Raw genomic sequence first — 23,797 nt, 5'->3', positions numbered from 1 at the left:
GCGAACTGAGCTAACATCCGCCGGTGCGAATCTTCCGGGGGGATTCCGAGGGTGAGCCCTCGGACGTCGACCTGTTGGCTGCGCACGTCGCCGGCGATCGGCACGCATTCGAGACACTGCTCGGACGGCACTACGACCATCTGTGGCACGTCGCCAAACGCACCAGCTACACCACCGAGGACGCGGCGGACGCCCTGCAGGAGGCGCTGCTGTCCGCGCACCGCAACGCGGGCTCGTTCCGCCGGGACGCCGCGGTCCGGAGCTGGCTGCACACGATCGTGGTCAACGCCTGCCTCGACCGCATCCGCCGGAACAAGGCTCGGCCGGCGGTGTCCCTGTCCGCCGACGAGGACGACGAACCGCGCGACACCCGCGACTACGTTTCCGAGGTGGAGCTCAGCCTGGTGGTCGAGCGCGCACTGGCGCAGCTCCCCCCGGACCAGCGGACCGCGATCGTGGCTGTCGACCTCGAGGGCCGTTCGACCAGCGAGGCGGCCGCGCTTCTCGGGGTTCCGGAAGGCACCGTCAAGAGCCGCTGCGCCCGCGGCCGGAAGAAGCTGGCCTCCTCTCTCGAATATTTTCGGGTGGAGGGGAACCGATCGTGACTCCGGGGCGTCAAAACGTAGTAGGGGCGGGGAAGTGTCCCGATGTCCCGGACCACAATGAACCGGTGAGGAGGTGCCATGGCCGACCGTGAACCCGACCCTTCCGATGCCGCGCTGCCCGCACCGCCGTACTCCGAGGACCTGCTCGCCGATCTCCACGCCGGGGTGCTGCCGGAGTCGGTCAGCGATCGCCTGTGGCCGCTCGTCCGGAAAGACCCGCAGGCCATGGCCGTGATCGACGCACTCGACCGGGTCACCGATCAGCTGGGCGCGCTCGGACGCGATCATTCCGTCTCGACCCCGATTCCCGCCGACGTCGCCGACCGCATCAACCGCGCTCTCGCGGCGGAACGGGACACACCTGCCGAGGCCACCGTGGTGCCGCTCGCCCGGCGACGGAAGTGGGCGGCTGCGGCCGCGGGGACCTTCGCGGCGGCGGCAGCGGTCGTGGTGGCCGTCGCGGTCGTCACGCCGGACAGCCGGGAATCCGAGCCGGCCGTTGCCCTGCCCAGTTCCGAAACCTCACCGGCACCAGCCGTTCTCGATCTGGGCACCGATCTCGATTCCGGACGCCTCCTCACCGTGATCGGTTCGCGGCAGCTCGGACCACTCGAGGATCCCGCACAGCTCGCAGAATGCCTGCGCGCCAACGGCATCGAAACGTCCCGCCCCCTTCTCGGGTCCGGTGAGGTTCGCCTCGACGGTGTTCCCGGGGTACTGCTGCTGGTGGCTGCGCCGCGTCCGCCGCAGATCACGGCCCTGGTGGTGGGCCGCGAGTGCGGCGCGGGAGATCCGGCGACGATCGCTGTCACCGAGATCGGTTGATTATCAGGATCTTTCCCGCTCCGAACGCGCGACCGGCATGAGGAGCTCGAGGATCTTCGCACGCAGTTCCGGAGTGTCGTCCTCGACGGCGATCAGGCTCGTGAACAGTGCGGCACCTGCGGCGAGCACCAGCACCGCCGTCGCGGTGCTCGACTCATCCGGGCCACCCTCGCTCCCGAACAGCTGAGTACTCGGCCCGCTGAATCCCCGCCAGAGCGCGGTCCGGAGATCGTCGTGGTCCCGGATCGCCGCCAGCAGACCCGGCGTGGCCGCTCGCACCTCCGGTCGTGAGAACAATTCGGCGCTGCCGGTCACCACCCAGCGGACCCAGCCTTCGCGATCGGTGCCCTCGAACGGTGTCAGGTCGGGTGTCGCGCCGAGGATGGCGTCGAGAACGAGGTGCGCCTTCGACGGCCACCGTCTGGTGATGGACGCCCTGCTCACCCCGGAGCGGGTCGCGATGGCCCGCATGCTGAGTTGTTCCCAGCCCGATTCCACGAGCATCGCCCGGGTGACCGCGAGGACGTCGGTGTCGATCCGGGGGTCGCGGGGGCGGCCGGTTCCAGTTGCATTCATTGGTTCGAATTGTGGGACAGAAGTGCCTTCCGCGCTATATCGTGCCTATTACGAGTCCAGTGGCACCGTAATTCGAACAGGGCGGACACATGAAGATCGCGGTCACCGGCGGCACCGGATACGTCGGCGCCCACACCACGCTGGCGCTCCTCGCCGCCAGCCACACGGTTCGACTGCTGGTGCTGCCCGCCGAATCTCCCGACGCCCTGCTGGCGGCGGCCGGGGACGACGCCGCGCGGATCGAGCAGGTGGTCGGCGACATCCGCGACACCCAGGCGGTCGGACGCCTCCTCGACGGCTGCGACGCCCTCCTCCACGCCGCCGGGGTGGTGGGCACCGACGACCGACGCGAACAACTGATGTGGGAGATCAACACGCAGGCCACCGCCGCGATCCTCACCCGGGCGGCCTTCCTCGGACTCGACCCGATCATCCACGTCGCGAGTTTCAGCGCCCTGTTTCCGTCGCCCGACGCCGTCATCGGACCGGACAGTCCGACGGCGTCGGGTCGCAGCGCGTACGGCCGCACCAAAGCCGCGGCCGATCGCATCGCCCGAGCGCTCCAGGACGCGGGCGCCCCCGTGATCATCACCTACCCGACGAGCGTCGTCGGTCCCGGGCTCGGATCCACGCAGGGCGTCACCGAACAGGGATGGGGCGCGATCATCAGCGGCGGGGTGGCACCCCGATTCGACGGTGGCATGCAGATGATCGACGTCCGCGACGTGGCCGCGGTCCACGCCGCCGCGATGCACCCCGGCCACGGTCCCCGGCGATACGTCTGCGGCGGCGAACTCGTCGAGTTCAACCAGCTCATCGACGTCCTCGAACACTCCTCGGGCCGTCGACTCCGGCGCATCCCGCTGTCGGGCAGCAGCTTTCGCACGCTCGGGCGGATCGCCGACGTGATCGGCAAGTTCACACCCCTCAGCGCCGGGCTCAGTTACGAGGCCGCCTGGCTGCTCACCTCCGCGACCCCCACCGACGACTCGCGAACCCGCGACGAGCTCGGGCTCACCTGGCGACCTGCCCGCGCGGCGCTGGCCGCGACCTTCGCCTGAACGCCCTCACACCCCCACCCTCGAAGGCAGACCACCATGACCGTTCCACCACCTCACCCCGGCATCTGGGAGCCGGCCCGCCTGGGACCCCTGACGTTGCGCAACCGAATCGTGAAGGCGGCCACGTTCGAGGGCGTCATGCCGCGCGGCCGGGTCACCGACCAGCTCGTCGACTTCCACGCCGAGGTCGCTCGCGGTGGTGCCGCACTGACGACCGTCGCGTACTGCGCCGTCTCACCCGGCGGCCGCGTCCACGCGAACACTCTTGTGCTCGACCGTGCCCGCGTCCCCGATCTGCGCCGGCTCACCGACGCCGTCCACGCCGAAGGGGGGTCGGTCGCGGCGCAGATCGGTCATGCCGGTCTCGTCGCGAACACGCTGTCCAACCGCACCAAGACCCTCGCGCCGTCCACGCGGCTCAGTCCGCCCGCCATGGGTCTGGTGAAGGGTGCCACGCGGGACGAACTCGACCAGGTCACCCGCGACTTCGAGGACGCGGCCCGCAATGCCGTCGAGGCCGGATTCGACGCGATCGAGGTCCACCTCGGCCACAACTATCTTCTCAGCTCGTTCATGAGTCCCAACCTCAACAAGCGCACCGACGAGTACGGGGGCAGCCTGGAGCGGCGGGCAGCCTTCCCCCGGCGGGTGATCGAGAGAGTGCGCCACGCCGTCGGCGACTCGGTGGCCGTCACGGCCAAATTCAACATGACGGACGGTGTTCCGAAAGGGCTGTGGCTCGACGACAGTCTTCGCATCGCGCAGCTCCTCGAAGCCGACGGGCACCTCGACGCACTGCAGCTCACCGGCGGCAGCTCGTTGCTCAACGGGATGTACTTCTTCCGCGGCGAGGTCCCCATGGCGGAATTCGTTGCCTCACAGCCCAAGCTGGTGGGCTGGGGCCTGAAGGTCTACGGGCCGCGCATCTTTCCGACCTACCCGTTCGAGGAAGCCTTCTTCCTCCCGATGGCCCGGCAGTTCCGCGAGGCCCTGTCGATGCCGCTCATCCTCCTCGGCGGCGTCAACAGGCTGGACACCATCGAGAACGCACTCGGCGAAGGGTTCGAGTTCGTCGCGATGGCGCGCGCCCTGCTCCGCGACCCGGATCTCGTCAACAAGTTCCGCGACCGGCACGTGCCCGAGGGACTCTGCATCCACTGCAACAAATGCATGCCCACCATCTACACGGGCACCCGCTGCGTCATCCGGGAGACTCTGCGCTGATCAGGGCGCCTGCGAGGGGAGCGACCGGTATCACCTGCAGTCGGGGAACAACACCCTTTAGTCTTGTGTTGATCCATACGACTGAGCACCCCTCACTACTGGAAGGCCCGCATGACCACTCCATCGACGGTTCATGAACTCATCATCGTTGGTTCGGGACCTGCCGGATACACCGCTGCCGTCTACGCGGCGCGCGCGGAACTCGAACCGCTGCAGTTCGAGGGGACCCAGTTCGGTGGCGCCCTCATGACCACCACCGAGGTCGAGAACTTCCCCGGATTCCGTGAGGGAATCATGGGCCCCGACCTGATGGATCAGATGCGCGAGCAGGCCAAGCGCTTCGGCACCGACATCCGCACCGAGGACGTCGAGGAACTCGACCTCACCGGCCCGATCAAGAAGGTCGTCGTGAACGGCGAGACCTACCAGGCGCACGCCGTCGTGCTGGCAATGGGCGCCGCAGCCCGTTACCTGGGGATTCCGGGTGAAGAGAAGTTGCTCGGCCGCGGCGTCAGCGCCTGCGCCACGTGCGACGGGTTCTTCTTCAAGGATCAGGACATCGTCGTGGTCGGCGGCGGCGACTCCGCCATGGAGGAGGCCACCTTCCTCACCCGCTTCGCCCGCAGCGTCACCGTGGTGCACCGCCGCGAGGAGTTCCGTGCGTCCCGCATCATGCTCGAGCGCGCCAAGGCGAACGCGAAGATCCGGTTCGTGACCAACGCGGCGCCCGTCGAGGTGCTGGGCGAGAACAGCGTCACCGGCCTCGTGATCCGCGACACCGTCACCGGTGAGACGTCCACGCTGGACGTGACCGGCATGTTCGTCGCCATCGGCCACGACCCGCGCAGCGAACTGGTCAAGGGACAGGTCGACCTCGACGACGCCGGCTACGTGATCGTCAAGACGCCGACCACCGCCACCTCCGTGGACGGCGTCTTCGCCGCCGGCGACCTGGTCGATCACATCTACCAGCAGGCGATCACCGCCGCGGGGACCGGATGTTCCGCGGCCATGGATGCCGAGCGCTGGCTCGCAGAGCGCGGCGACATCACGGCCAACACCGTCGCCGCCGCCGGCTCGCCGGTCGACGCCTGAGCTCACCACACACCCACCGACCACCTCGAGTAAGGGAAATCCCCGTGTCGAACACCGTCACCATCACCGATGATTCGTTCCAGCAGGACGTCATTTCCAGCGACAAGCCCGTCCTCGTCGACTTCTGGGCCACCTGGTGCGGCCCGTGCAAGATGATCGCCCCCGTCCTGGAGGAGATCGCCGGTGAGCACAGCGACAAGCTGACCATCGCGAAGCTCGACATCGACGCGAACCCGGGCGCTGCCCGCGACTTCCAGGTCATGTCGATCCCCACGCTGATCCTGTTCAAGGACGGCAAGCCGATCAACACGATCGTCGGCACCAAGGGCAAGGCTGCGCTGCTGAAAGAGCTCGCCGACGTTCTCTGATCGACACCCGAACACCCAGCGCGATTCCCGATTTTGTGGGAATCTCTGAGACAATCGATCGATGTGCTCCAGTCGCATCAGCTAGACCGACCGGAACACATCGATCGTTTTGTTTGTACCGAGTATGTACTCGTTGATTCGGACTGAGAGGCCCTGAAACATGCACCGACTCCGTCACGGCGACCATGGTCCGGCCGTCGCTGAGATTCGGGGCACTCTGGCCGGTCTCGGTTTCCTGCACAACGGAGTCGCCGACAGCCGGCGCGAGGGCACCAACGGTTCGCACTGGATTGCTCCCGACGCCGTGTTCGATCATCACCTGGACAGCGCCGTACGGGCCTTCCAGCAGCAGCGTGGGCTTCTCGTCGACGGAATCGTGGGTCCTGCCACCTACCGGTCCATGAAAGAGGCGTCGTACCGCCTGGGCGCGCGCACGCTGATCTACCAGCTGTCCGCACCGCTCTACGGCGACGACGTCGCCACCCTGCAGACCCGCCTGCAGGATCTCGGCTTCTACGTCGGACGCGTCGACGGCTTCTTCGGCCCGCAGACCCACGACTCGCTGTCCTCGTTCCAGCGGGAGATCGGGATCGCCGCCGACGGCATCTGCGGTCCGGCCACCCTGCGGTCGCTCGAGTTGCTCGGCACCCGCGTCACCGGTGGTTCACCGCATGCGATGAGCGAAGAAGAAATGGTTCGCAGCTCCGGACCCCAGCTGAGCGGCAAGCGGATCGTCATCGATCCGGGCCTCGGCGGCGACACCTACGGCACCATCGTGCGGTCCCCGTACGGCACGATCTCGGAATCCGACATCCTGTGGGACCTCGCCAGCCGCCTCGAGGGCCGCATGGCCGCGACGGGCATGGAAACGTTCCTGTCCCGCCCGCACCACGCGAACCCCACAGACATCGAACGCGCATCCACGTCGAACGCCTTCGACGCCGACCTGATGATCTCGTTGCGCTGCGATGGCAACACCAGCCCGTCCGCCAACGGTGTCGCGAGCTTCCACTTCGGCAACTCGCACGGTTCGACGTCGATGATCGGTCAGGTTCTCACCGGATTCATCCAGCGGGAGATCGTGGCCCGCACGCCTTTGCAGGACTGCCGGACCCACGGCCGCACCTGGGACCTGCTGCGTCTGACGAACATGCCGACCGTGCAGATCGACCTCGGGTACCTCACCAATGACCTCGATGCCGCGGTGCTCTCCAACCCGCGGGCACGCGACGCCATCGCCGAAGCGATCCTCATCTCCGTGAAGCGTCTGTACCTGCTCGGTCAGGACGATCAGCCGACCGGAACGTTCACGTTCGCCGAGTTGCTCGCCGAAGAGCTGTCTTCCTCCGAACGTTCCTGACTTCTCGTTCCCGAGCGCTCAGTGCGCACCGACGGGTGTGCGCTCCCCGATGTCGACCATGCTCACCGACGCCGTGTGGATCAGGCGCTCCAGGGCAGCCTCCACGTCTTCCTTCCATCCGTGATCCCGGTTCAGCTCGAGCCGCAGGCGCGGGAACCGGTGATGGGGCGCGACGATTTCGAAGCCGTTGTCCTCGAGGAAATCGGCCGGGATCATGCACTCCTCGGGTGAGCACTCACGGGCCGCAGTGGCTGACGCCATCCCGTGTGTGTCGATCGGCCCGGTTCCGTCGGTATTGCGGATACCGAACGCCTCGAGGGCGCGAACACCGCGGCGCACCAGATCGGCCACCACGGCCTGGATCAACGTGGTTCCGAGATTCTGTTCTTCGCCGGCAGGCTCGAGCCGGAGGCTCGTGAGGAGAACGGCGTCGGCACCGACGGGAGCGGTCGGGAGAAGCTGAGCGCGCGGCACCGTCCGTGGGGGAGCGTAGAGGGCGCTGCCGACCGGCTTCCCGTCCATGACGGCCACCTGACCGCACGATCCCCATTCGAGCATGACCATCGAGAGCCAGGCTTCCTTCTCGAACTCCTGGTCGCAGAATCCGCGCGAACTGTGGATCGCCGCCGGATCCATTTCCCAGAAGACACAGCGACGAGCGTGGGCGGAGAGCTTGTCCAAGCCGTCGAGAGTGAGCGATGTGACGTGAGTCGACACTGGCTAGCTCAGCCTCCATATGTCACTACCGCAGATCATTCGACATCCTCTGGTATTCAACGTTTTTCGCCCCCGATAGTTCTGCCGGACTCGGTCCGTCATCGGCCACTGTCACAGTGACGGATCATCCGCGGGTACTTCTACCTCCGTCAGGCGCTCATGAATCGGCCTTCTGTGCCTCCATCATCCCAACGATCCTCTGAAGATCGTCCACCGAACCGAACTCGACCACAATCTTGCCCTTGCGCTTGCCGAGGCTGACCGTGACCCTCGTGTCGAATGAATCCGACAGCCGCTCGGCGACGTCCTGCAGTCCCGGCATCTGGATCGGCTTACGACGCTGGGCGGGCTGGGCTGCCTGGTCGTCGCTGCGGTTGGCGAGCGTCACCGCCTCCTCCGTCGCGCGAACAGACATGCCCTCCGCAACGATGCGTGCTGCCATCACTTCTTGCGCGTCGGCTCCTGCCTCGAGCGACAGCAGGGCGCGAGCGTGACCGGCGGACAGCACGCCCGCAGCGACGCGTCGTTGCACGGGAATCGGCAACTTCAGCAGTCGGATCATGTTCGTCACGACGGGACGCGAGCGGCCGATCTTCGCCGCCAGTTCCTCGTGGGTCACCTCGAACTCTTCGAGCAACTGCTGATACGCCGCCGCCTCTTCGAGCGGGTTCAGCTGCACGCGGTGGATGTTCTCCAGGAGCGCGTCGCGGAGCATCGCGTCGTCGCCGGTCTCGCGGACGATCGCCGGGATCGTCTCCAGCTCGGCCTCCTGGCTGGCACGCCACCGACGCTCGCCCATGACGAGCTGGAACTTGCCGTCGTCGAGTGGACGCACCACGATCGGCTGCATCAGCCCGAACTCGCGGATCGAGTGGACGAGTTCGGCGAGAGCGTCGTCGTCGAACACCTGACGCGGCTGCTTGGGGTTCCGCTCGATCAGGTCGGGAGCGATCTCCCGGTACACCGCTCCGGTGGGGGAGGGGAGGGGTTCAGCACCGTTCCCCGACGCGCCGTCGGCGCCGTTGCTGTCTCCGTTGTTTCCCGTGGACGCGGGAGCCGTCTTCTTGTCGGTTGCAGCGTCCGACGAGTTCGGTGCGGGAGCGGTCAGTACGTTGCGCCGGTCCGCCCCGATCACGACGTCGGCGGCGGCGTTGCCCAGCCCCGGTCCCGTCGTGGTCGGTCCCGTAGGAATGAGCGCAGCCAGTCCACGGCCAAGTCCACCCTTACGCGTCTGACTCATCGCTGCTCCTGCTTCGTGATGTGTGCGGTGCGTGCTGCGAGTTCACGTCCCGCGTCGAGGTAACTCATTGCGCCCCGCGAACCGGGGTCGTAATCGAGCACGGTCATGCCGTACCCGGGAGCTTCTGACACCTTCACGCTGCGGGGAATGACAGCGCGCAGGACGGCGTCGCCGAAGTGGGTGCGAACCTCTTCGGCCACCTGGTCCGCCAACTTGGTGCGCCCGTCGTACATCGTGAGAAGGACCGTCGACACGTGGAGGTCCGGGTTGAGGTGCGCCTGCACCAGTTCGATATTCCGCAGCAGCTGTCCCACACCCTCGAGTGCGTAGTACTCGCACTGGATCGGAATCAGGACTTCCTTGGCCGCGACCATCGCGTTCACCGTGAGCAGTCCGAGCGAGGGCGGGCAGTCGATCAGGATGAAGTCGGCATCGACCTCGCCGAGAGCCTTCTCCGACAGTGCGCCCTTCAGCCGCCCCTCGCGGGCGACCATGGAGACCAATTCGATCTCGGCGCCGGCGAGGTCGATGGTGGCCGGGATGCAGAACAGCCGGTCGTTGTGCGGGCTCTTCTGGATCGCTTCCGCGGCCGTCACCTCACCGAGGAGAAGCTCATAGCTGGACGGCACGCCGGAGTGGTGAGCGACGCCCAACGCGGTGCTGGCGTTGCCCTGAGGGTCGAGGTCGATCACCAGAACGGTGAGTCCCTGAACCGCGAGGGCGGATGCGAGGTTGACCGCACTCGTCGTCTTGCCGACGCCGCCCTTCTGGTTGGCGATCGTGAGGATCCGCCGTTCGGGCGGCTTCGGCAGGGACACCGAGTGGGGGTGCAGCACCTGGCTTGCGCGGTGCGCGGCAGCACCGATCGGAGTCTCCTCGACGGAGATTCCGTTGTAAGGGGCCGTGAATCCGTCGTCTCCGTTCCCGGAGCTCGTCGCCTGGTCGGATTGATGGTCGGTTTCACGTGAAGTTGTTTCACGTGAAACGGCGGATTCAGGCCCACCCGACATTGACTACTCCTTCGATTGGGAATCGCTCGTTACTCGACATACTCACTCCCTAGTCACCGTGCACATCGTCATCGACGCTGACGGCGTTTCGGTACACGTTCTGCCCGAACGACAACGGTGGGGACAGGAAGCAGGCCCACTCCGCATTCCACGATATCCAGCTTGCCAGCACCCAACCGAGTCAGGGAAGCGCGATCACGGGAAATCTCTTCGGCGGCGCTCGAACCTTTCAATGCGAGCATTCTCCCATGCTCGTGGATAAGCGGCAGCGACCACTTGGCCAACTTCTCCAACGGTGCCACCGCTCGGGAAGTCACGACGTCTGCGCCACCGGCTTCCTTCACCACACCCGACTCCTCGGCGCGGCCCCGAACCACGAGCACGTCCAGGCCGTTCGACTCGACGAACTCGGCGAGGTACACCGACCGTCGCAGCAGCGGCTCCACCAACGTGATACGGAGATCGGGTCGGGCAATCGCGAGGGGGATACCGGGCAACCCGGCACCGCTTCCGACATCGACGACGGACTCACCCTCGGCGATCAGTTCACCGACGACGGCACAGTTGAGGAGGTGACGTTCCCAGAGTCGCGGAACCTCTCGCGGTCCGATCAACCCCCGTTCGACACCGTCGCTCGCCAAGGACTTGTAATAGCGCTCCGCAATATCGAATCGTTCACCGAACACCTGGCGTGCCGCCGCTTGTTCGTCCCATTCGGCCGGCTCTCCACCATTCGGTTCCACGTGAAACATCCTCCCGCGAATAACGCGAAATCAACAAACACAGCTTCTTCATTATCCGCCCTCGCTCGCGACTATGTCCCTTAACTCGAACGCGCAACGCCGGAACAGTGTCGAGCCGCACCCCTTCCGGTGGGGGAGGGGAGGGGTTGGGTCGTCTCTATCGGTGGTACATCCCGCCGACCCCGGAGGTCGGACCGTCGCCTCGGCGGTGAACCCTCTCGGACGTCGATCTCGCGCACATCGCCGGCAACGGTTCCGCAGATCTACTACGGCGAGATCGCAGCGCTGATGTTTCACGTGGAACAGGCGATACCGTCCACGGACGTGACTCGAACCCAGCCCTAGCCCAGGCCGACATGGTCCGGCGCGAGCGCATCGGATGGTTGCCTATTTCATGCCGTTTGGTGCGGGCAGTTTCACGTGGAAGAACTGACACTCGTGTTTCACGTGGAACAGACGAGGGACACCGACCGACTCCGCGCATCACCCGGCGGCCTTCCCAAGCCGGCGGACGGAGGGTTTCAGAGAACGACAATCGAGCCGGACCTCTCCAACGAGTAGCAGCGATCCACGCCTACTCGACGCTACCTCTCGGCAGTGTCACTCCGAGGAATCCCGGTTTCTCAATCATCACAGTGACGAAACTCCCGGGTGTGGTTGGGTGGGTGAAACTACAACCTAAATTACTTCGAAAACGAGTGAAAGCGACGATCCGGCGGCGGCGCCATATCAACCGGCGTCAGACTGTGGTGTCTGGAAAGGAGTGGTGTTCGTGAGCGACGAGCCAACGACCGTCCTCCTTCCGCAATCCCACGGTGAGGCGAAGCCGGTTCCCTGGATTGTCGGCGAGCTCCGCTTCCGTGCCGCAGCGGAGGAGTGCATGGGCGAACGCGACATCCTCACCGGCAGTCACATCCAATGACACCATCTCGAATCGGGCACCGTTCGACTGCCATTCGAAGAACGGCGGCCACGTCTCGCGATACGCATCGATTCCGCGAGCACCCTCATATGGCGGTGGCACGTCGAACATCACAATGTCGTCGGAGTGGTCGGCGAGAACACCGGCCATGTCGCCGCTGTGCACAGCCTCGGCCCAACGGTCGATCAGATTCCGGATCTGACGTTCGTCCTCGGTCATCATTCACTCCATCCAGGTGACGGCACCGGTTCGGTCGCTTCAATGATGTGGACTTCGAGGAGCGTCGAAACTCATCGCGCGGAACAAATACCCCTGAGTGGTATGCCTCAGGACATCGCTAACACTCACCCTCGTTCGGGAAGATGCCCACGACGCGGGCTCTGCGCTTGATCTCCTTGTTCACCCGCTCCATTAACCGGCCTTCGCGTGTGGGTCAATCGCAGACTGGCCGATCTGGAGTCAGCGGTCGAGCCGGTGGAGGTGATCGGTCAGGGCGTCTGCAACGCGGTGGTGGCGAGCAGCTTCGTCGGGCCAGCCGCGGTCGCAGGCATCGGCTTCGAGGGCCTGGACGTCGGTGCGTTGCGCCTCGAGCGCGCCGCGGAACTCGGGTCCGGTGACGAAGTTGTCGCAGGTCTCGCAGATGTTGGCATAGGGACAGGCCCCGGCCGCTTCGTGCCGAGAACAGTAGCCATGGGCAACACGGGTTTTGAGCATCTCGCTGCCGAGCCAGCTGACGGTGTCGGGAACGATCGGCTTGCCAACCGGGGTAAGGGTGAACCGGCGGCGCACCTTGCCCATGGCCTGGTCGTAGGCGTCGCGCAACGTCGGCGATGCCAGGGTGGCGTAACGCAGGGTCATCTGAGGAGTGACGTGCCCGAGCAGCGCCATCAACGCCTGCAGGCTCATACCGGCATTGGCGAGCTCGGTGGCCCAGGTATGCCGCAGCTGGTGCGGGGTGACAATCAGGGGCCCGCCGCCAGTGCCGCGCAACCCGGACCGTTCGACGGCGGCGAGCAGCCCGTTGCGCAGCCGGGTCTGGCCGAGTCGGCGGCCGTGCGCGACGAACAGGAAATCGGTCAACGCTCCGGTGCGCGGATGCGGCAGTGGTCGGCAGACGCCGCGTTGGGTCGTCCACTCGTCCAACGCCGCGACGGTGGCGGCCGAGAGCGGCACCATGCGCTCGGTCGCGAGTTTGCCCAGCGGCACCTTCAGCCAGGTCCCGGCCGGGCCGTAGTCGACGACGCTACCGAGCTCGAGATCGAGCAATTCCCCGACCCGCAACCCCGCCCCGCGGAGCGCCGTCAACCCGATGCGGGAGAACGAATCCTCCAACCCGGCAACAGCGTTCATCACCGCGCCGTCGACGTCGGGTGCCAGTGCGCGGGGCAACGGTTGGTCGAGCTTGGGGACGTCGGCGGCGAAGACCAGCCGGCGCGGCGGCGCCTGCTCCCAGCCCCATTCGGTGAGATCGTCGAGTAAGTTGCGCAGGCTCAGCACCGTCGATTGGATCACGGCCCTCGAGATGGTGCGACCGGCGCCGGCGGCGGCGCGTTGGCCACGCCAGGTGCGGGTGCGGTTCCAGACGAGGAAGCCCTCGATGTGACTGCGGTCCAGCTCGCGCAGACAGGTCAGGTCGCGGTGGTGTGTGGTGAGGTAGTCCGCGAACGGCAGCAGGTCGTTGATCAGTGATTCGACGGATTTCGGGCGAAGCACGGCGGCTCGGACGGTCACATAGCGCAACAACGTCTCGCGGATCGCGTCGGCCATCGGAACGTCGGCGAACCGTTGGGCGTAGCTGCGGGCCCAGACGCGGCGCCGTGGTGGAATATCGACGATGCGGGCCTCGAACAGCACCTGCCGCAGACCCGCGATCCGATTGCGGTAGGCCCGCCGTGACGACGGCGGAATAGCTTGTGTTGCAGCCAATACGGCATCGAAATCGTCGACGGTGTCGTTCGTGATGCCGCTGACGAGTCCGCCATGCCAGGCGAGCAGCACCGCCAGGCACTCGCCGAGGACGGTCTCGACCCACGACGGTGTCCAGCCCAATGCCAGTCCGGCGGTCCGGGCCGCGGCGAACCCGTCCGGGTCGCGGGCCTCGATGGCACTCCCGAGTCCGGTGAGGTTCTTGACGGCGGCGAACTCGAGGTCCAGTCGCAGCTCGTCTCGCCCGATGAGGTGACACAACAGCGGCCAAGCCCCGGTGCTGCGGAGTTCGGTAAGCCGGTCCGAGGCAGGCCGGGCCATCCATTCCCGCAGATCCGGGTGCGCGGCCAGGAATGCGGTTGCGATGCGGGTGCGGCCGCGGACGGCTCTTCCTCCCAGCCCGAGGGTGGCGACGTGGTCGAGATAGTCGGCCAGCACCGTATCCGGGTCGAATACGGTCGGCCATGCCGTGGTCATCGCCGTGCCCCGGCGAGACTGGCCCGGGCGGCGCCGTATTCGGCGGCGAGCTGCTCGATCGACAGGTGCACGTACTCGGCGGTGGTCTCCGGGGACGCGTGCCCCATCAACTCCCGCAGCACCATCAGATCGATTCCCGCGGAGGCGAGTTCGGTGCCGTAGGTGTGTCGCAGCCGGTGCGGACGCACCCGACCCGCGCCGGACAGGTCCCGGTGCCGCCGGAACAATGATCGCAGCCCGGCCTCGGTCACCGGCGCCCCCACGGTGGGGCCCCGCAGCACGACGAAGCACTCCGGTGTGACCAACCCGGGTGGCCGCTCGAGGCGCAGATAGGCCGATAGTTCGGTGAAGAACACCGCATCGACCGGTACCACACGCTCCTTCGAACCCTTGCCGAGCACCCGCAGCCGGCGTCGACCGAAATCCACCTCCACCAACCGGAGCGACCGCACCTCGGCGCTGCGCAGACCCCCGAGCAGCATCGCCCACACCATCGCCCGGTCCCGATGGGTGCGCAGCGACGAGACGAACACGTCCACCGCGTCGGCGTCGAGGGATTCGGGCAGCAACCGCGGCTGGCGCACCAGCCGGCCTCCGGCCCTGGGCCGGCCGGGCCCGAGATGCCCGAGCAAACCCCGCCCCGACGGACGTAACCCTTGACCCCGCCGGGGTGAGGGCACCGGGTTGTCGGCGCGCACCCCGGTCATCACCAGGTACTCGAACAACGCCCGCACCGCCGCGACCCGCCGGTTGATCGTCGACGCCGCCGCCGTGCGCTGCCGGCCGTTCCTCGTCGTTGCGCCGGGTCGGGGATCACGGCGCACGCCCTGCCAGTCGATCCACTCGAACACGGTCACCGGCGTCACCGCCGCCAATCCGAGATCGCGGGCGATCAGGAACCGCGCCAGGTTCAGCACATCGAAGGCATACGCCCGCACCGTCGCCACGCTGAACGCACGCCCGGCCAGATGTTTGAGGAACGCGTTCGCTGCCGCGCAACCCTCCCACTCGCCGACCACCACATAACCGTCGTCCACCGCGTGCACCCGAACGGCCATCGCCTGCTCCTCTCCGATCGAGCCGCCACCGTCAGCATGCGCCCGATCCGGCCATCGGCCCCGGACCTCACGCCGCGGATAGAATCGTGTCGCCCGAGAGCCGGTTAACCGATCACGGATTCGTCGACCAAATCTTCGACCAATGCGCCCGCGGAAATGTGCTGAACGCCAAGACCTCTGACTTCGCCTGGCCCATCAAGGGACTGATCTTGGGGAACCGGCCAGCCAACTGATCACGGACCTCGTCCCACGTCGAGGCCGCGGTCGCGGGATCGGGCTGGGCGAAGATCGTGCGAAACACCGCGGCGACCATGTCGGAGTGCGACTTGGGGACATGCGCCAACAGGTTTCGCGCGAAATGCACCCGACACCGCTGATGCCCCGACCCCTGGAACGAACGCAGCAGTGCCGCGACCAGCCCGGCATGCTGGTCACTGATGACCAGTCGGACACCGGACAGGCCGCGTCTCTTCAGCGAAGCGAGGAAGCCGCGCCAGAACACCTCGTCCTTACTGTCCCCGACATCGAGGCCTGGGGGTACCACCCGCTCGCGGGGGCGGACCTCACGCGCACCCTCGGCGGTGATCCCCGTGGCGACCACGACCGCCATCGAGGTCACCTGCGAAGAGGAGTTGCGTACGTGCAGGTAGGTCGCATCGAGGTAGACGTAAGGAAACGCGGTGTGGTCGAGCGGGCGGGTCCGGAACGCGCCGACAACTTCGTCGAGGCCCGCGCAGATCCGCGACACCTCCGACTTGGAAATACCCGAATCGATTCCCAGAGCCGCCACGAGGTCGTCCACGCTGCGCGTGGAAACTCCGTGCACGTAGGCCTCCATCACCACCGCGTACAGCGCTTGGTCGATCCGTCGGCGGGGCTCGAGGATCGAGGGGTAGAACGAGCCCTTGCGCAGTTTCGGGATCCGCAATTGGACGTCACCGGCTTGGGTGGCCACCAGCCGGGGCCTGGCCCCGTTGCGTTCGGCGGTGCGGGCCTCGGTGCGTTCATAGCGGCCCGCGCCGATCTGTTCGGTGGCTTCGGTTTCGATCAGTTCTTGCATGACCATCCGGACCGATTCACGGATCAGATCCACGCCTTCTCCGGCACGGAATGCGTCGAGTAGCTCGGACAGGGCAGACTGGGACAGGGCCATCGGTGGACCTCTTTCTTCGATGCGTGCTTGGCCGTACACACCGAAGATCCCGCCGATGGCCCTCTCTACGTCGGAGCCGCGCCGCTCAGTCCCAAACCCCACCACTCCACGGGACGCCTACTGCGATGCTGGTGCCCGCGGAGCGGTGGACCTGTTGGCGGACTGGTGGCACCTCGTCAAACACCCGCATATCCTGGTCGCCGAACCGCGGCGGGCGTGGGCGAAACATCACACTCTCTCGGATCCCGATCAGGTCCAAGCCACCGCAGCATCACATTGGCCATCCACCGTGGGGACGCCGAGGTGCAGATCCGGTCCTGAAGCATCGACTACACCGCTTGATTTGCTGCGAACACCAGAACATCAGATCGGGACCTACAGCGGAGTTGAACTTCCTCACCCTCGCCCCTGAAGGCGCCGATCTTGCGCGACGCTGCGGGACGGTTGATCGAGCGCAGTGAGCGGAGAAGGCATCCGAATCTCGCTGCGGACACCCGACCCTCGGTGGGGGAGGGGAGGGGTGGGTGTTTCACGTGAAACGAAACGAAGCCACAGTGACGGATGGCGACACGCGGATAAGAGAAAAAGGCGGGGCTCCCAGAGATTATCCGGGAGCCCCGCCTTGGTGATGCGTGTGTGGATCAGTCCTTAATGACGACCACGCGACGTGAAGGCTCGGCGCCTTCGCTCTCGCTCGAAACGCCATCGACCTTCGCGACTGCGTCGTGAACGATCTTGCGCTCGAACGGCGTCATCGGAGCGAGCTCCTCGCGTTCGCCGCTCTCGAGGACGCGGCGGGCAGCCGAGGAACCCAGCTCGGTCAGTTCGGCGCGACGGCCGGCACGCCATCCGGCGATGTCGAGCATCAGGCGACTACGTTCGCCCGTCGCCTGCTGCACGGCCAGGCGAGTCAGTTCCTGGAGTGCGTCGAGCACCTCACCCTTGCGTCCGACCAACTTGGTGAGATCGTCTCCACCGTCGATGCTGACAACAGCACGGTCGCCCTCGACGTCCAGGTCGATATCGCCGTCGAAGTCGAGTACGTCGAGCAGCTGCTCCAGGTAGTCGCCGGCGATTTCCCCTTCCTCGATCAGGTAGTCGTCAGAATCGGAATCCACCTCGGTGTCCGGGTTCTGCGTCGTTGCAGTCACGTCTGTCTCATCTCCGTCCACTGCGATGTCAGGCTCACTAGCCATGCTCGTTCTCTTTTCTGAATCAGCGCCGCTTGCGCTTGGGGGACTTTCCGCGGTTGGACTGGGGGCGGGCACCGGGCTTCGGCTTCGACGTACCCGTCGCCGAACCATCACCACTCACCTGATCGGAGGCGCTGTCTTCGACGACGCCCTCGACGATCTCCGGCTCGTCCGCCGAGGAAGAACCGTCCGTTGCGGTCGCGGACTTCTTCTTTTTCTTGGTGAGATCCGGACGTGCACCGGGCTTCGGAGCGTTGTCCGCCCGGCGTGCGATGGCAGCTTGCTTCTTCTCTTCCTCTTCTTCGTCGATACGACGGAAGACGATGTGCTGCTGCGCGTAGGTCCAGATGTTGTTACTCACCCAGTACAAGAGGATCGCGATGGGGAGGAACGGGCCACCGACGAGCACACCGAGTGGGAAGACCCACAGAGCGAGCTTGTTCATGATCGCGGACTGCGGGTTGGCGGCAGCCTCGGGACTCTGCCGCGCGACGGAGGCGCGCGAGTTGAAGTGGGTCGCGATGCTGGCGATGACCATCAGCGGAACCGCGACAACGGCGATGTTCAACACCGTGGGGATCGGGCCGTAGGCAGCGAACGCGTCGAGCTGCTCCTTCGGCATGGTGATCCAGGCCGAGATGGGTGCGCCGAACAGTCGGGCACTCAGGAAGGACTGCACGTCCTCGACGCTGAAGAAGTAGTTCGGCGTGTTCGCGTTCGCCTCGACCGACATGCCGAGCTGCCCGAAGCCGGTGCCTGTGCGGTTGAAAGAGCGAAGCACGTGAAACAGGCCGATGAAGACCGGAGCCTGTGCGAGAACCGGCAGGCAGCCCATGATGGGGTTGAACCCGTGCTCCTTCTGGAGCTTCTGCATCTCGGTGGCCTGACGCTGGCGGTCACCCGAGTACTTCTTCTGCAGAGCCTTGATCTGCGGCTGAAGTTCCTGCATCTGGCGGGTCGTGCGAACCTGCTTGACGAACGGCTTGTACAGCACGGCACGCAGGGTGAACACGAGGAACACCACGGAGAGCGCCCACGTGACACCGCTGTCCGGCCCGAGGAAGGGAATGGCACCGAATATCTTGTGCCAGACCCACAGGATCCCGGACACCGGATAGTAAATGAAGTCGAGCACGGCTCTATGTACTCCTCTGTTCGTCCACGTTCGCCGGACAGCAACGGCCACCCGCATGACGGTCGTGACGGGCAGGGACCGGGTCCCACCCACCAGGGTGCCAGGGGGCACACTTCGCCAACCGAACCACCGTCAAGAAAAGGCCTTTGATCGCCCCGTGGGTACGCAGGGATTCCACCGCGTACTCGCTACAGGTCGGCATGAACCGGCAGGTCGGCAACCTCAGGGGCGACACATACGTCCGGTAGAGCTCGATGAAGAATATGAGAGTGCGCGCCGGTAACGCACGGACCGACTTCCATGCGGATGCGGCCGAGGAGGTGCCCTCGGCCGTGTCGGCGCGCGACTCGTGGAGTGCGCTTTTCATGCGGAGTTACTCACGGGCGCAAGAAGGTCCAATCGAAGGAGACCTGTACGGAGTTGCTTCTCCAGGTCCCGGCTACTTGCAGTCGCAGCTCCCGGAAGAGCCCGAATCACCACATCGGTACCCCGTGGAACCACGTCCACGAGGTCGATGCAGATATGACGAAGCCGGCGTGCGACTCGATGTCGAATCACCGCCGGCCCGACAGCCTTACTCACAACCAGTCCGAATCGCGGACCGCCGCTACTCACCAGCTCATCTGCCTGCGCACGGTCGAATGCGTGCACAACCAGGTCGCGTCTTCCCATCCGACGACCACGTCGCACAGTCAACGAAAAATCTGAATGACGACGCAATCGGTGCGGCTCAGGCAACACCCCGAGCTCCCGAACCCAGTGTCGGGATCAGGCGGTGAGAGATTCGCGGCCCTTACGGCGACGCGCCGAAACGATTGCACGACCCGCACGGGTCCGCATACGAAGACGGAAGCCGTGAACGCGCGCGCGGCGTCGGTTGTTCGGCTGGAACGTCCGCTTGCCCTTGGCCACGGTCAACACTCCTCGAAGTTCATCGACGCCTCCCGGCGTCATGGATCTAACATTGGCGAAAACTCAGGTGTTCATCCACAGGGTGGGGATGGAACGACTTCGAAACTGGACTCGAGCCAGCACGAAACCGCCACCTCACCACAGGGTGACTGTTCGAGAGTACTTACCACTCACGGTCAGGTCAAACTCGCTCACCTGCGATTCCCCCGCGAATCGGTTGACCGACACGCCGAGGATCGACAAATGCTTGCACCCCAACTTCCAATGTGCCAAACCGCTGTGAGGTTGCCGACACTGTTGCTAGCGTCTATGCATGGTCTCGCCGATGAACCCTGATCGAGTGCCCAGCTCTCGACTTCACCGTTCTCATCTGCATATTCACCACAATTCATCCACAGGGCACAGATGGTGTGCCGCTTCGGATCGCCACGAGGGTTGTTGACACCCTTCACTTCCCGGGTCCTCGAACCCGCTCATCCAGGTTTCGCATGCATAAGCGCAGGTCAGCGCGCTCAATCTGGACTCCTTGCCACGTAACGGCGTCTCGACAGGGGGCGTCTGCGGTTTGTCCACATCTGTGGATAATTGTGTGGAAACACAGTTCAGATGGCATATTCGTAGGTCCGTACGGGGTCCATCCTCAGGTCGGGGAAGCTCCCAATTCCACCTCGACGACGGCACCGACACTCGACTCGGCACCGCTGGCGCCGAGTCCGCGAACACACTGGGGAGGAACCACGTGAACGACGATCCGAATGCGCTCGCACGGATCTGGATCGACGTCGTCGCAGACCTCACATCCGATTCGCCCGGCGGCGATCTGCCGCCGTTGACGAGGGGACAGAAGGCGTGGTTGGCGCTCGTCAAACCGCTGACGCTCGCACAGGGCTTCGCGCTCCTGTCCGTTCCGTCGCCCTTCGCGCAGGAGGCGATCGAGCGGGATCTCCGTGAGCCGATCCTCCACGCCCTCGGCCGGCATCTCGGGGAGCAGGTCGAAGGCCTCGGTGTGCGTATCGCGGCCCCGGTCGACGACGAACCCGAATCCGAGCCTCCGAGCCGGGACCACCGGCCGGAGCCGGAACCTATCCACACTCCTCGCCACCTCGAGCCTTCCGTCACCAGTTCCGGTTCGTTCCGCAGGCGCCGGTTCGGCTCCGGTGAGGATCAGCCCTACTCGGACACGACGGACTTCGAGGAAGTCGACGACGACCGCGAGGCCCTCGCCAGCGTCCACGAATCCTGGCCGTCGTACTTCACGAAGCCGCCCTCGGGCCCGGCACCGTCGGCGACCGGGGGTAACAGCCTCAACGCGAAGTACACGTTCGACACGTTCGTGATCGGCTCGTCCAACCGGTTCGCCCACGCCGCGGCGGTCGCCATCGCCGAGGCGCCGGCGCGCGCGTACAACCCGTTGTTCGTGTGGGGAGCGTCCGGCCTCGGCAAGACGCACCTCCTGCACGCCGCCGGCCACTACGCCCAGCGGCTGTTTCCGGGGATGCGGGTGAAGTACGTCTCCACGGAGGAGTTCACCAACGACTTCATCAACAGCCTCCGCGACGACCGCAAGGTGGCGTTCAAGCGCCGCTACCGCGAGACCGACGTGCTGTTGGTGGACGACATCCAGTTCATCGAGGGTAAGGAAGGTATCCAGGAGGAGTTCTTCCACACCTTCAACACCCTGCACAACGCGAACAAGCAGATCGTCGTCTCGTCCGACCGGCCGCCGAAGCAGTTGGCGACACTCGAGGAACGACTGCGCACCAGGTTCGAATGGGGCCTGATCACCGACGTTCAGCCGCCCGAACTCGAGACCCGCATCGCGATCCTCAGCAAGAAGGCCCGAATGGACCGGCTCGAGGTGCCCGACGACGTCCTCGAGTTGATCGCCTCCCGGATCGAACGCAACATCCGGGAACTCGAGGGTGCCCTCATCCGTGTGACGGCGTTCGCGTCCCTGAACAGGCAACCCCTGGACCTCACGCTCGCCGAGGTGGTGCTGCGTGACCTGATGCCGGACTCGTCGAGTCTCGAGATCAATGCGGCGACGATCATGGCGGTCACCGCGGAGTACTTCAACATGTCCATCGACGACCTCTGCGGCCCCGGCAAGGCACGTCCGCTGGCGTCCGCCCGGCAGATCTCCATGTACCTGTGCCGCGAGCTCACCGATCTGTCCCTGCCGAAGATCGGGCAGACGTTCGGCCGCGACCACACCACCGTCATGTACGCGGACAAGAAGATTCGCAAGGAGATGACGGAGCGTCGGAAGGTCTACGACCAGGTCCAGGAGCTGACCGCCCGGATCAAACAGCGTTCCAAGAGGTAGTCGCCGACACCTGCCTCTCCTGTGCCCCTGGTAGTTCGCCTACCGGGGGCACAGGTCGTTTCGGGGGAAACACTCTCCCGCGGGTAACTCGAGGGCCCCTCGAGCCGGTCCTCGAGGGGCCGCTCGAGCGGGTCCTCGAGGTACCGCTCGAGGGCCTACTCGAGGCTCGCGCGAACCCTCGCCGACACGACACGCCGGTGCAACACGCCGACGCCGGGACCTGGGATAAAGCATGCACACCTGTGGATAAGTGTGGGGATGAGGTGGAATCTCTGTGGACAGAACGTGCAGAACTTTGAACAACCTCGAGTAGTCCACATGGGTGCCGGATCGGTCCTCGAGTTTGTCCTCGAGAATTCCCCATACGACGACGCGGACGGACCAGCGTCTACACGCCTTCGTCCACAGATTCCACAGGACCTAATAGTACTTCTCATTAATTCTTATAAAAACCTCTTTGAAAACAGGGTTGGGGACAGCGTCGGTTCACAGGCCTCTGGCGGAGACTCGAGGACGCGACCGTTCCGCTTTCAAGTTCGCCCTCGAGGGCATACGGTTATGCATCGCCGCTCTGTGAAAGACTGCAGTGCTGTGGTCACGGGCCGACCGTGGCGAACAACCGTGCCTACCGAGAGGAACAACCCGGCGATGGAGCTTGGAAGCCTGAAGTTTCGTGTCTCCCGGGAAGAATTCGCTGATTCAGTGGCATGGGTCGCTCGCAGTCTGCCGTCGCGGCCTCCTGTCCCCGTTCTCGGCGGTGTTCTCCTGGACGCGACCGAGCAAGGGTTGACGGTTTCCGGATTCGACTACGAGGTATCGGCCCAGGTCAGGGTCGCAGCCGAGGTCGGTAGCGCCGGTCAGGTCCTCGTCTCCGGCAAGCTTCTCGCCGACATCACGAAGTCGCTCCCCAACAAGCCGGTCGACGTGACCCTCGAAGGCACCCGCGTACTGATCACGTGCGGAAGCGCCAAGTTCTCCCTGCCCACCATGCCGGTCGAGGACTATCCCCAGCTTCCGCAGCTGCCGCAGCAGACCGGCTCGATTCCCGCCGACGTCTTCTCCGAAGCGATCAGTCAGGTGGCTGTCGCGGCGGGCAAGGACGACACCCTGCCGATGCTCACCGGCATCCGGGTCGAGATCGAACGCAACGCGATCGTGCTCGCCGCCACCGACCGGTTCCGTCTCGCGGTCCGTGAACTCGAGTGGTCGCCGGCGAACCCCGACACCACCGCGGCCGTCCTCATCCCCGCCAAGACGCTCTCCGAGTCGGCGAAAACGCTTGCAGGAGATGCCACTTCGCCGGTGGAGCTCGCGCTCGGTTCGGGCTCCGCGGTCGGCAACGACGGCCTCCTCGGCATCGTCAACGACGGCCGCCGCACCACCACCCGGCTGCTGGACGCCGAGTTCCCGAAGTTCCGGCAGCTGCTGCCGTCCGAGCACACCGCGCTGGCCACCGTCGAGATCGCTCCGCTCGTCGAGGCCATCAAGCGTGTGGCCCTCGTCGCCGAGCGCGGTGCGCAGGTCCGCCTGCAGTTCTCCACCGAGGGGCTTCTCCTCTCCGCCGGTGGCGACGACGCAGGTCGCGCCGAGGAAGGCTTGAACGCGGTGTTCCAGGGTGAGCCGCTCACCATCGCCTTCAATCCCGGCTACCTGATCGACGGACTGTCTTCGCTGCACAGCGAGCAGGTGCTGTTCGGTTTCACGACCCCCAGCCGCCCCGCGGTGCTGCGTCCGGCCACCGAGGACGAGATCGAACCCGACGATTCCGGCAACTTCGCGGCGCCGGAGAGCGCGTACACGTACCTGCTGATGCCGGTGCGTCTCCCGGGCTGACGGATTCGCGGAAGCGAAACCAGCACTGCCGAACGAAA

The 23,797-nt window shown here is 65.6% G+C and carries 23 protein-coding genes and 1 pseudogene; 9 read left to right on the top strand and 15 right to left on the bottom strand.

The window, feature by feature from the left end:
• Window positions 1–23 precede the first annotated feature (23 nt).
• Window positions 24–605, top strand: coding sequence for an RNA polymerase sigma factor SigM (gene sigM / locus CJ177_RS21835; protein ID WP_005249128.1), 582 nt, complete (start codon window positions 24–26; stop codon window positions 603–605).
• A gap of 78 nt (window positions 606–683) precedes the next feature.
• On the top strand, window positions 684–1,430 hold the full coding sequence (locus CJ177_RS21830) for a hypothetical protein (protein ID WP_095868558.1): 747 nt from the start codon (window positions 684–686) through the stop codon (window positions 1,428–1,430).
• Window positions 1,431–1,433: 3 nt separating this feature from the next.
• On the opposite strand, the gene CJ177_RS21825 is transcribed toward CJ177_RS21830, so the two are convergent.
• Window positions 1,434–2,006 (bottom strand): TetR/AcrR family transcriptional regulator, encoded by a 573-nt coding sequence (locus tag CJ177_RS21825; protein ID WP_095868557.1) that lies wholly within the window; start codon window positions 2,004–2,006, stop codon window positions 1,434–1,436.
• Between the two features lie 89 nt (window positions 2,007–2,095).
• On the opposite strand from CJ177_RS21825, the gene CJ177_RS21820 reads away from it, so the two are divergent.
• The 5 genes from CJ177_RS21820 to CJ177_RS21800 all read left to right on the top strand — a co-directional run bounded on the left by CJ177_RS21820 (window position 2,096) and on the right by CJ177_RS21800 (window position 7,114).
• Window positions 2,096–3,067, top strand: a complete 972-nt coding sequence (locus CJ177_RS21820; RefSeq protein ID WP_095868556.1) for an NAD-dependent epimerase/dehydratase family protein — start codon at window positions 2,096–2,098, stop codon at window positions 3,065–3,067.
• A gap of 36 nt (window positions 3,068–3,103) precedes the next feature.
• Window positions 3,104–4,291 carry a 4,4'-dithiodibutanoate disulfide reductase gene (nox, locus tag CJ177_RS21815; RefSeq protein ID WP_005249124.1) on the top strand — a complete coding sequence of 396 codons (1,188 nt, stop codon included), beginning with the start codon at window positions 3,104–3,106 and terminating at the stop codon, window positions 4,289–4,291.
• 111 nt (window positions 4,292–4,402) lie between these two features.
• The gene (gene trxB / locus CJ177_RS21810) at window positions 4,403–5,386 is read left to right on the top strand and encodes a thioredoxin-disulfide reductase (RefSeq protein WP_007301433.1); all 984 of its coding nucleotides are present in this window, start codon (window positions 4,403–4,405) and stop codon (window positions 5,384–5,386) included.
• Between the two features lie 44 nt (window positions 5,387–5,430).
• On the top strand, window positions 5,431–5,754 hold the full coding sequence (gene trxA / locus CJ177_RS21805; RefSeq protein ID WP_005249122.1) for a thioredoxin: 324 nt from the start codon (window positions 5,431–5,433) through the stop codon (window positions 5,752–5,754).
• Between the two features lie 160 nt (window positions 5,755–5,914).
• Window positions 5,915–7,114, top strand: coding sequence for an N-acetylmuramoyl-L-alanine amidase (locus tag CJ177_RS21800; protein ID WP_005249121.1), 1,200 nt, complete (start codon window positions 5,915–5,917; stop codon window positions 7,112–7,114).
• Window positions 7,115–7,132: 18 nt separating this feature from the next.
• Here CJ177_RS21800 and CJ177_RS21795 read toward each other — a convergent pair whose 3' ends face one another.
• From CJ177_RS21795 to rpmH, 14 genes and pseudogenes are all read right to left on the bottom strand, one after another.
• Entirely contained in the window at window positions 7,133–7,831 is a 699-nt protein-coding gene (locus CJ177_RS21795) for a hypothetical protein (RefSeq protein ID WP_005249120.1), read from the bottom strand.
• 157 nt (window positions 7,832–7,988) lie between these two features.
• Window positions 7,989–9,071 (bottom strand): ParB/RepB/Spo0J family partition protein, encoded by a 1,083-nt coding sequence (locus CJ177_RS21790; protein WP_025433644.1) that lies wholly within the window; start codon window positions 9,069–9,071, stop codon window positions 7,989–7,991.
• On the bottom strand, window positions 9,068–10,081 hold the full coding sequence (locus tag CJ177_RS21785) for a ParA family protein (protein ID WP_005249118.1): 1,014 nt from the start codon (window positions 10,079–10,081) through the stop codon (window positions 9,068–9,070). The genes CJ177_RS21790 and CJ177_RS21785 overlap by 4 nt, the downstream gene beginning before the upstream one ends.
• 68 nt (window positions 10,082–10,149) lie before the next feature.
• Window positions 10,150–10,833: a 16S rRNA (guanine(527)-N(7))-methyltransferase RsmG gene (rsmG, locus tag CJ177_RS21780; RefSeq protein ID WP_029539744.1), complete on the bottom strand. Its 684-nt coding sequence runs from the start codon at window positions 10,831–10,833 to the stop codon at window positions 10,150–10,152.
• Window positions 10,834–11,563: 730 nt separating this feature from the next.
• The gene (locus CJ177_RS21775; RefSeq protein WP_095868555.1) at window positions 11,564–11,968 is read right to left on the bottom strand and encodes a nuclear transport factor 2 family protein; all 405 of its coding nucleotides are present in this window, start codon (window positions 11,966–11,968) and stop codon (window positions 11,564–11,566) included.
• Window positions 11,969–12,083: 115 nt separating this feature from the next.
• Complete coding sequence (locus CJ177_RS49420) at window positions 12,084–12,158, bottom strand: transposase (protein ID WP_143548704.1); 75 nt, start codon at window positions 12,156–12,158, stop codon at window positions 12,084–12,086.
• 47 nt (window positions 12,159–12,205) lie between these two features.
• On the bottom strand, window positions 12,206–14,149 hold the full coding sequence (locus tag CJ177_RS21770) for a tyrosine-type recombinase/integrase (protein WP_095868554.1): 1,944 nt from the start codon (window positions 14,147–14,149) through the stop codon (window positions 12,206–12,208).
• Entirely contained in the window at window positions 14,146–15,207 is a 1,062-nt protein-coding gene (locus CJ177_RS21765) for a tyrosine-type recombinase/integrase (RefSeq protein WP_095868553.1), read from the bottom strand. Before CJ177_RS21765 ends, CJ177_RS21770 begins: the two co-directional genes overlap by 4 nt.
• Window positions 15,208–15,322: 115 nt before the next feature.
• A pseudogene (locus CJ177_RS21760) lies at window positions 15,323–16,360 on the bottom strand (IS256 family transposase); the annotation flags it as partial.
• A gap of 641 nt (window positions 16,361–17,001) precedes the next feature.
• Entirely contained in the window at window positions 17,002–17,556 is a 555-nt protein-coding gene (locus tag CJ177_RS21755) for a protein jag (RefSeq protein WP_005249113.1), read from the bottom strand.
• A 19-nt stretch (window positions 17,557–17,575) separates the two neighbouring features.
• A complete protein-coding gene (gene yidC / locus CJ177_RS21750; protein ID WP_005249112.1) occupies window positions 17,576–18,688 on the bottom strand; it encodes a membrane protein insertase YidC in 1,113 nt (370 codons plus the stop codon).
• A 4-nt stretch (window positions 18,689–18,692) separates the two neighbouring features.
• Complete coding sequence (gene yidD / locus CJ177_RS21745; protein ID WP_005249111.1) at window positions 18,693–19,055, bottom strand: membrane protein insertion efficiency factor YidD; 363 nt, start codon at window positions 19,053–19,055, stop codon at window positions 18,693–18,695.
• Window positions 19,052–19,429, bottom strand: coding sequence for a ribonuclease P protein component (gene rnpA, locus CJ177_RS21740; protein ID WP_095868552.1), 378 nt, complete (start codon window positions 19,427–19,429; stop codon window positions 19,052–19,054). Before rnpA ends, yidD begins: the two co-directional genes overlap by 4 nt.
• A 27-nt stretch (window positions 19,430–19,456) precedes the next feature.
• Complete coding sequence (rpmH, locus tag CJ177_RS21735) at window positions 19,457–19,600, bottom strand: 50S ribosomal protein L34 (protein WP_005263481.1); 144 nt, start codon at window positions 19,598–19,600, stop codon at window positions 19,457–19,459.
• A gap of 739 nt (window positions 19,601–20,339) precedes the next feature.
• Here rpmH and dnaA point away from each other — a divergent pair.
• Both dnaA and dnaN read left to right on the top strand, forming a co-directional pair.
• Window positions 20,340–21,926: a chromosomal replication initiator protein DnaA gene (dnaA, locus tag CJ177_RS21730; RefSeq protein WP_005263480.1), complete on the top strand. Its 1,587-nt coding sequence runs from the start codon at window positions 20,340–20,342 to the stop codon at window positions 21,924–21,926.
• Between the two features lie 648 nt (window positions 21,927–22,574).
• Complete coding sequence (gene dnaN, locus CJ177_RS21725; RefSeq protein ID WP_005249107.1) at window positions 22,575–23,759, top strand: DNA polymerase III subunit beta; 1,185 nt, start codon at window positions 22,575–22,577, stop codon at window positions 23,757–23,759.
• Window positions 23,760–23,797: the final 38 nt, after the last annotated feature.

The sequence above is a fragment of the Rhodococcus sp. ACPA1 genome, from assembly GCF_002300195.1.
Lineage (GTDB): Bacteria > Actinomycetota > Actinomycetes > Mycobacteriales > Mycobacteriaceae > Rhodococcus_F > Rhodococcus_F opacus.
This window is presented reverse-complemented; position numbering and strand designations above follow the sequence as displayed.

Excerpts from the sequence above, each read along its gene's own strand:
- CJ177_RS21825 (WP_095868557.1), bottom strand. The coding sequence starts at position 2,006 with ATGAATGCAACTGGAACCGGCCGCCCCCGCGACCCCCGGATCGACACC.
- CJ177_RS21820 (WP_095868556.1), top strand. The coding sequence starts at position 2,096 with ATGAAGATCGCGGTCACCGGCGGCACCGGATACGTCGGCGCCCACACC.
- CJ177_RS21830 (WP_095868558.1), top strand. The coding sequence starts at position 684 with ATGGCCGACCGTGAACCCGACCCTTCCGATGCCGCGCTGCCCGCACCG.
- nox (WP_005249124.1), top strand. The coding sequence starts at position 3,104 with ATGACCGTTCCACCACCTCACCCCGGCATCTGGGAGCCGGCCCGCCTG.
- CJ177_RS21755 (WP_005249113.1), bottom strand. The coding sequence starts at position 17,556 with ATGGCTAGTGAGCCTGACATCGCAGTGGACGGAGATGAGACAGACGTG.
- trxB (WP_007301433.1), top strand. The coding sequence starts at position 4,403 with ATGACCACTCCATCGACGGTTCATGAACTCATCATCGTTGGTTCGGGA.
- dnaN (WP_005249107.1), top strand. The coding sequence starts at position 22,575 with ATGGAGCTTGGAAGCCTGAAGTTTCGTGTCTCCCGGGAAGAATTCGCT.
- CJ177_RS21775 (WP_095868555.1), bottom strand. The coding sequence starts at position 11,968 with ATGATGACCGAGGACGAACGTCAGATCCGGAATCTGATCGACCGTTGG.
- yidD (WP_005249111.1), bottom strand. The coding sequence starts at position 19,055 with ATGAAAAGCGCACTCCACGAGTCGCGCGCCGACACGGCCGAGGGCACC.
- CJ177_RS21785 (WP_005249118.1), bottom strand. The coding sequence starts at position 10,081 with ATGTCGGGTGGGCCTGAATCCGCCGTTTCACGTGAAACAACTTCACGT.
- CJ177_RS21790 (WP_025433644.1), bottom strand. The coding sequence starts at position 9,071 with ATGAGTCAGACGCGTAAGGGTGGACTTGGCCGTGGACTGGCTGCGCTC.
- CJ177_RS21765 (WP_095868553.1), bottom strand. The coding sequence starts at position 15,207 with ATGGCCGTTCGGGTGCACGCGGTGGACGACGGTTATGTGGTGGTCGGC.
- CJ177_RS21770 (WP_095868554.1), bottom strand. The coding sequence starts at position 14,149 with ATGACCACGGCATGGCCGACCGTATTCGACCCGGATACGGTGCTGGCC.
- rsmG (WP_029539744.1), bottom strand. The coding sequence starts at position 10,833 with ATGTTTCACGTGGAACCGAATGGTGGAGAGCCGGCCGAATGGGACGAA.
- CJ177_RS21800 (WP_005249121.1), top strand. The coding sequence starts at position 5,915 with ATGCACCGACTCCGTCACGGCGACCATGGTCCGGCCGTCGCTGAGATT.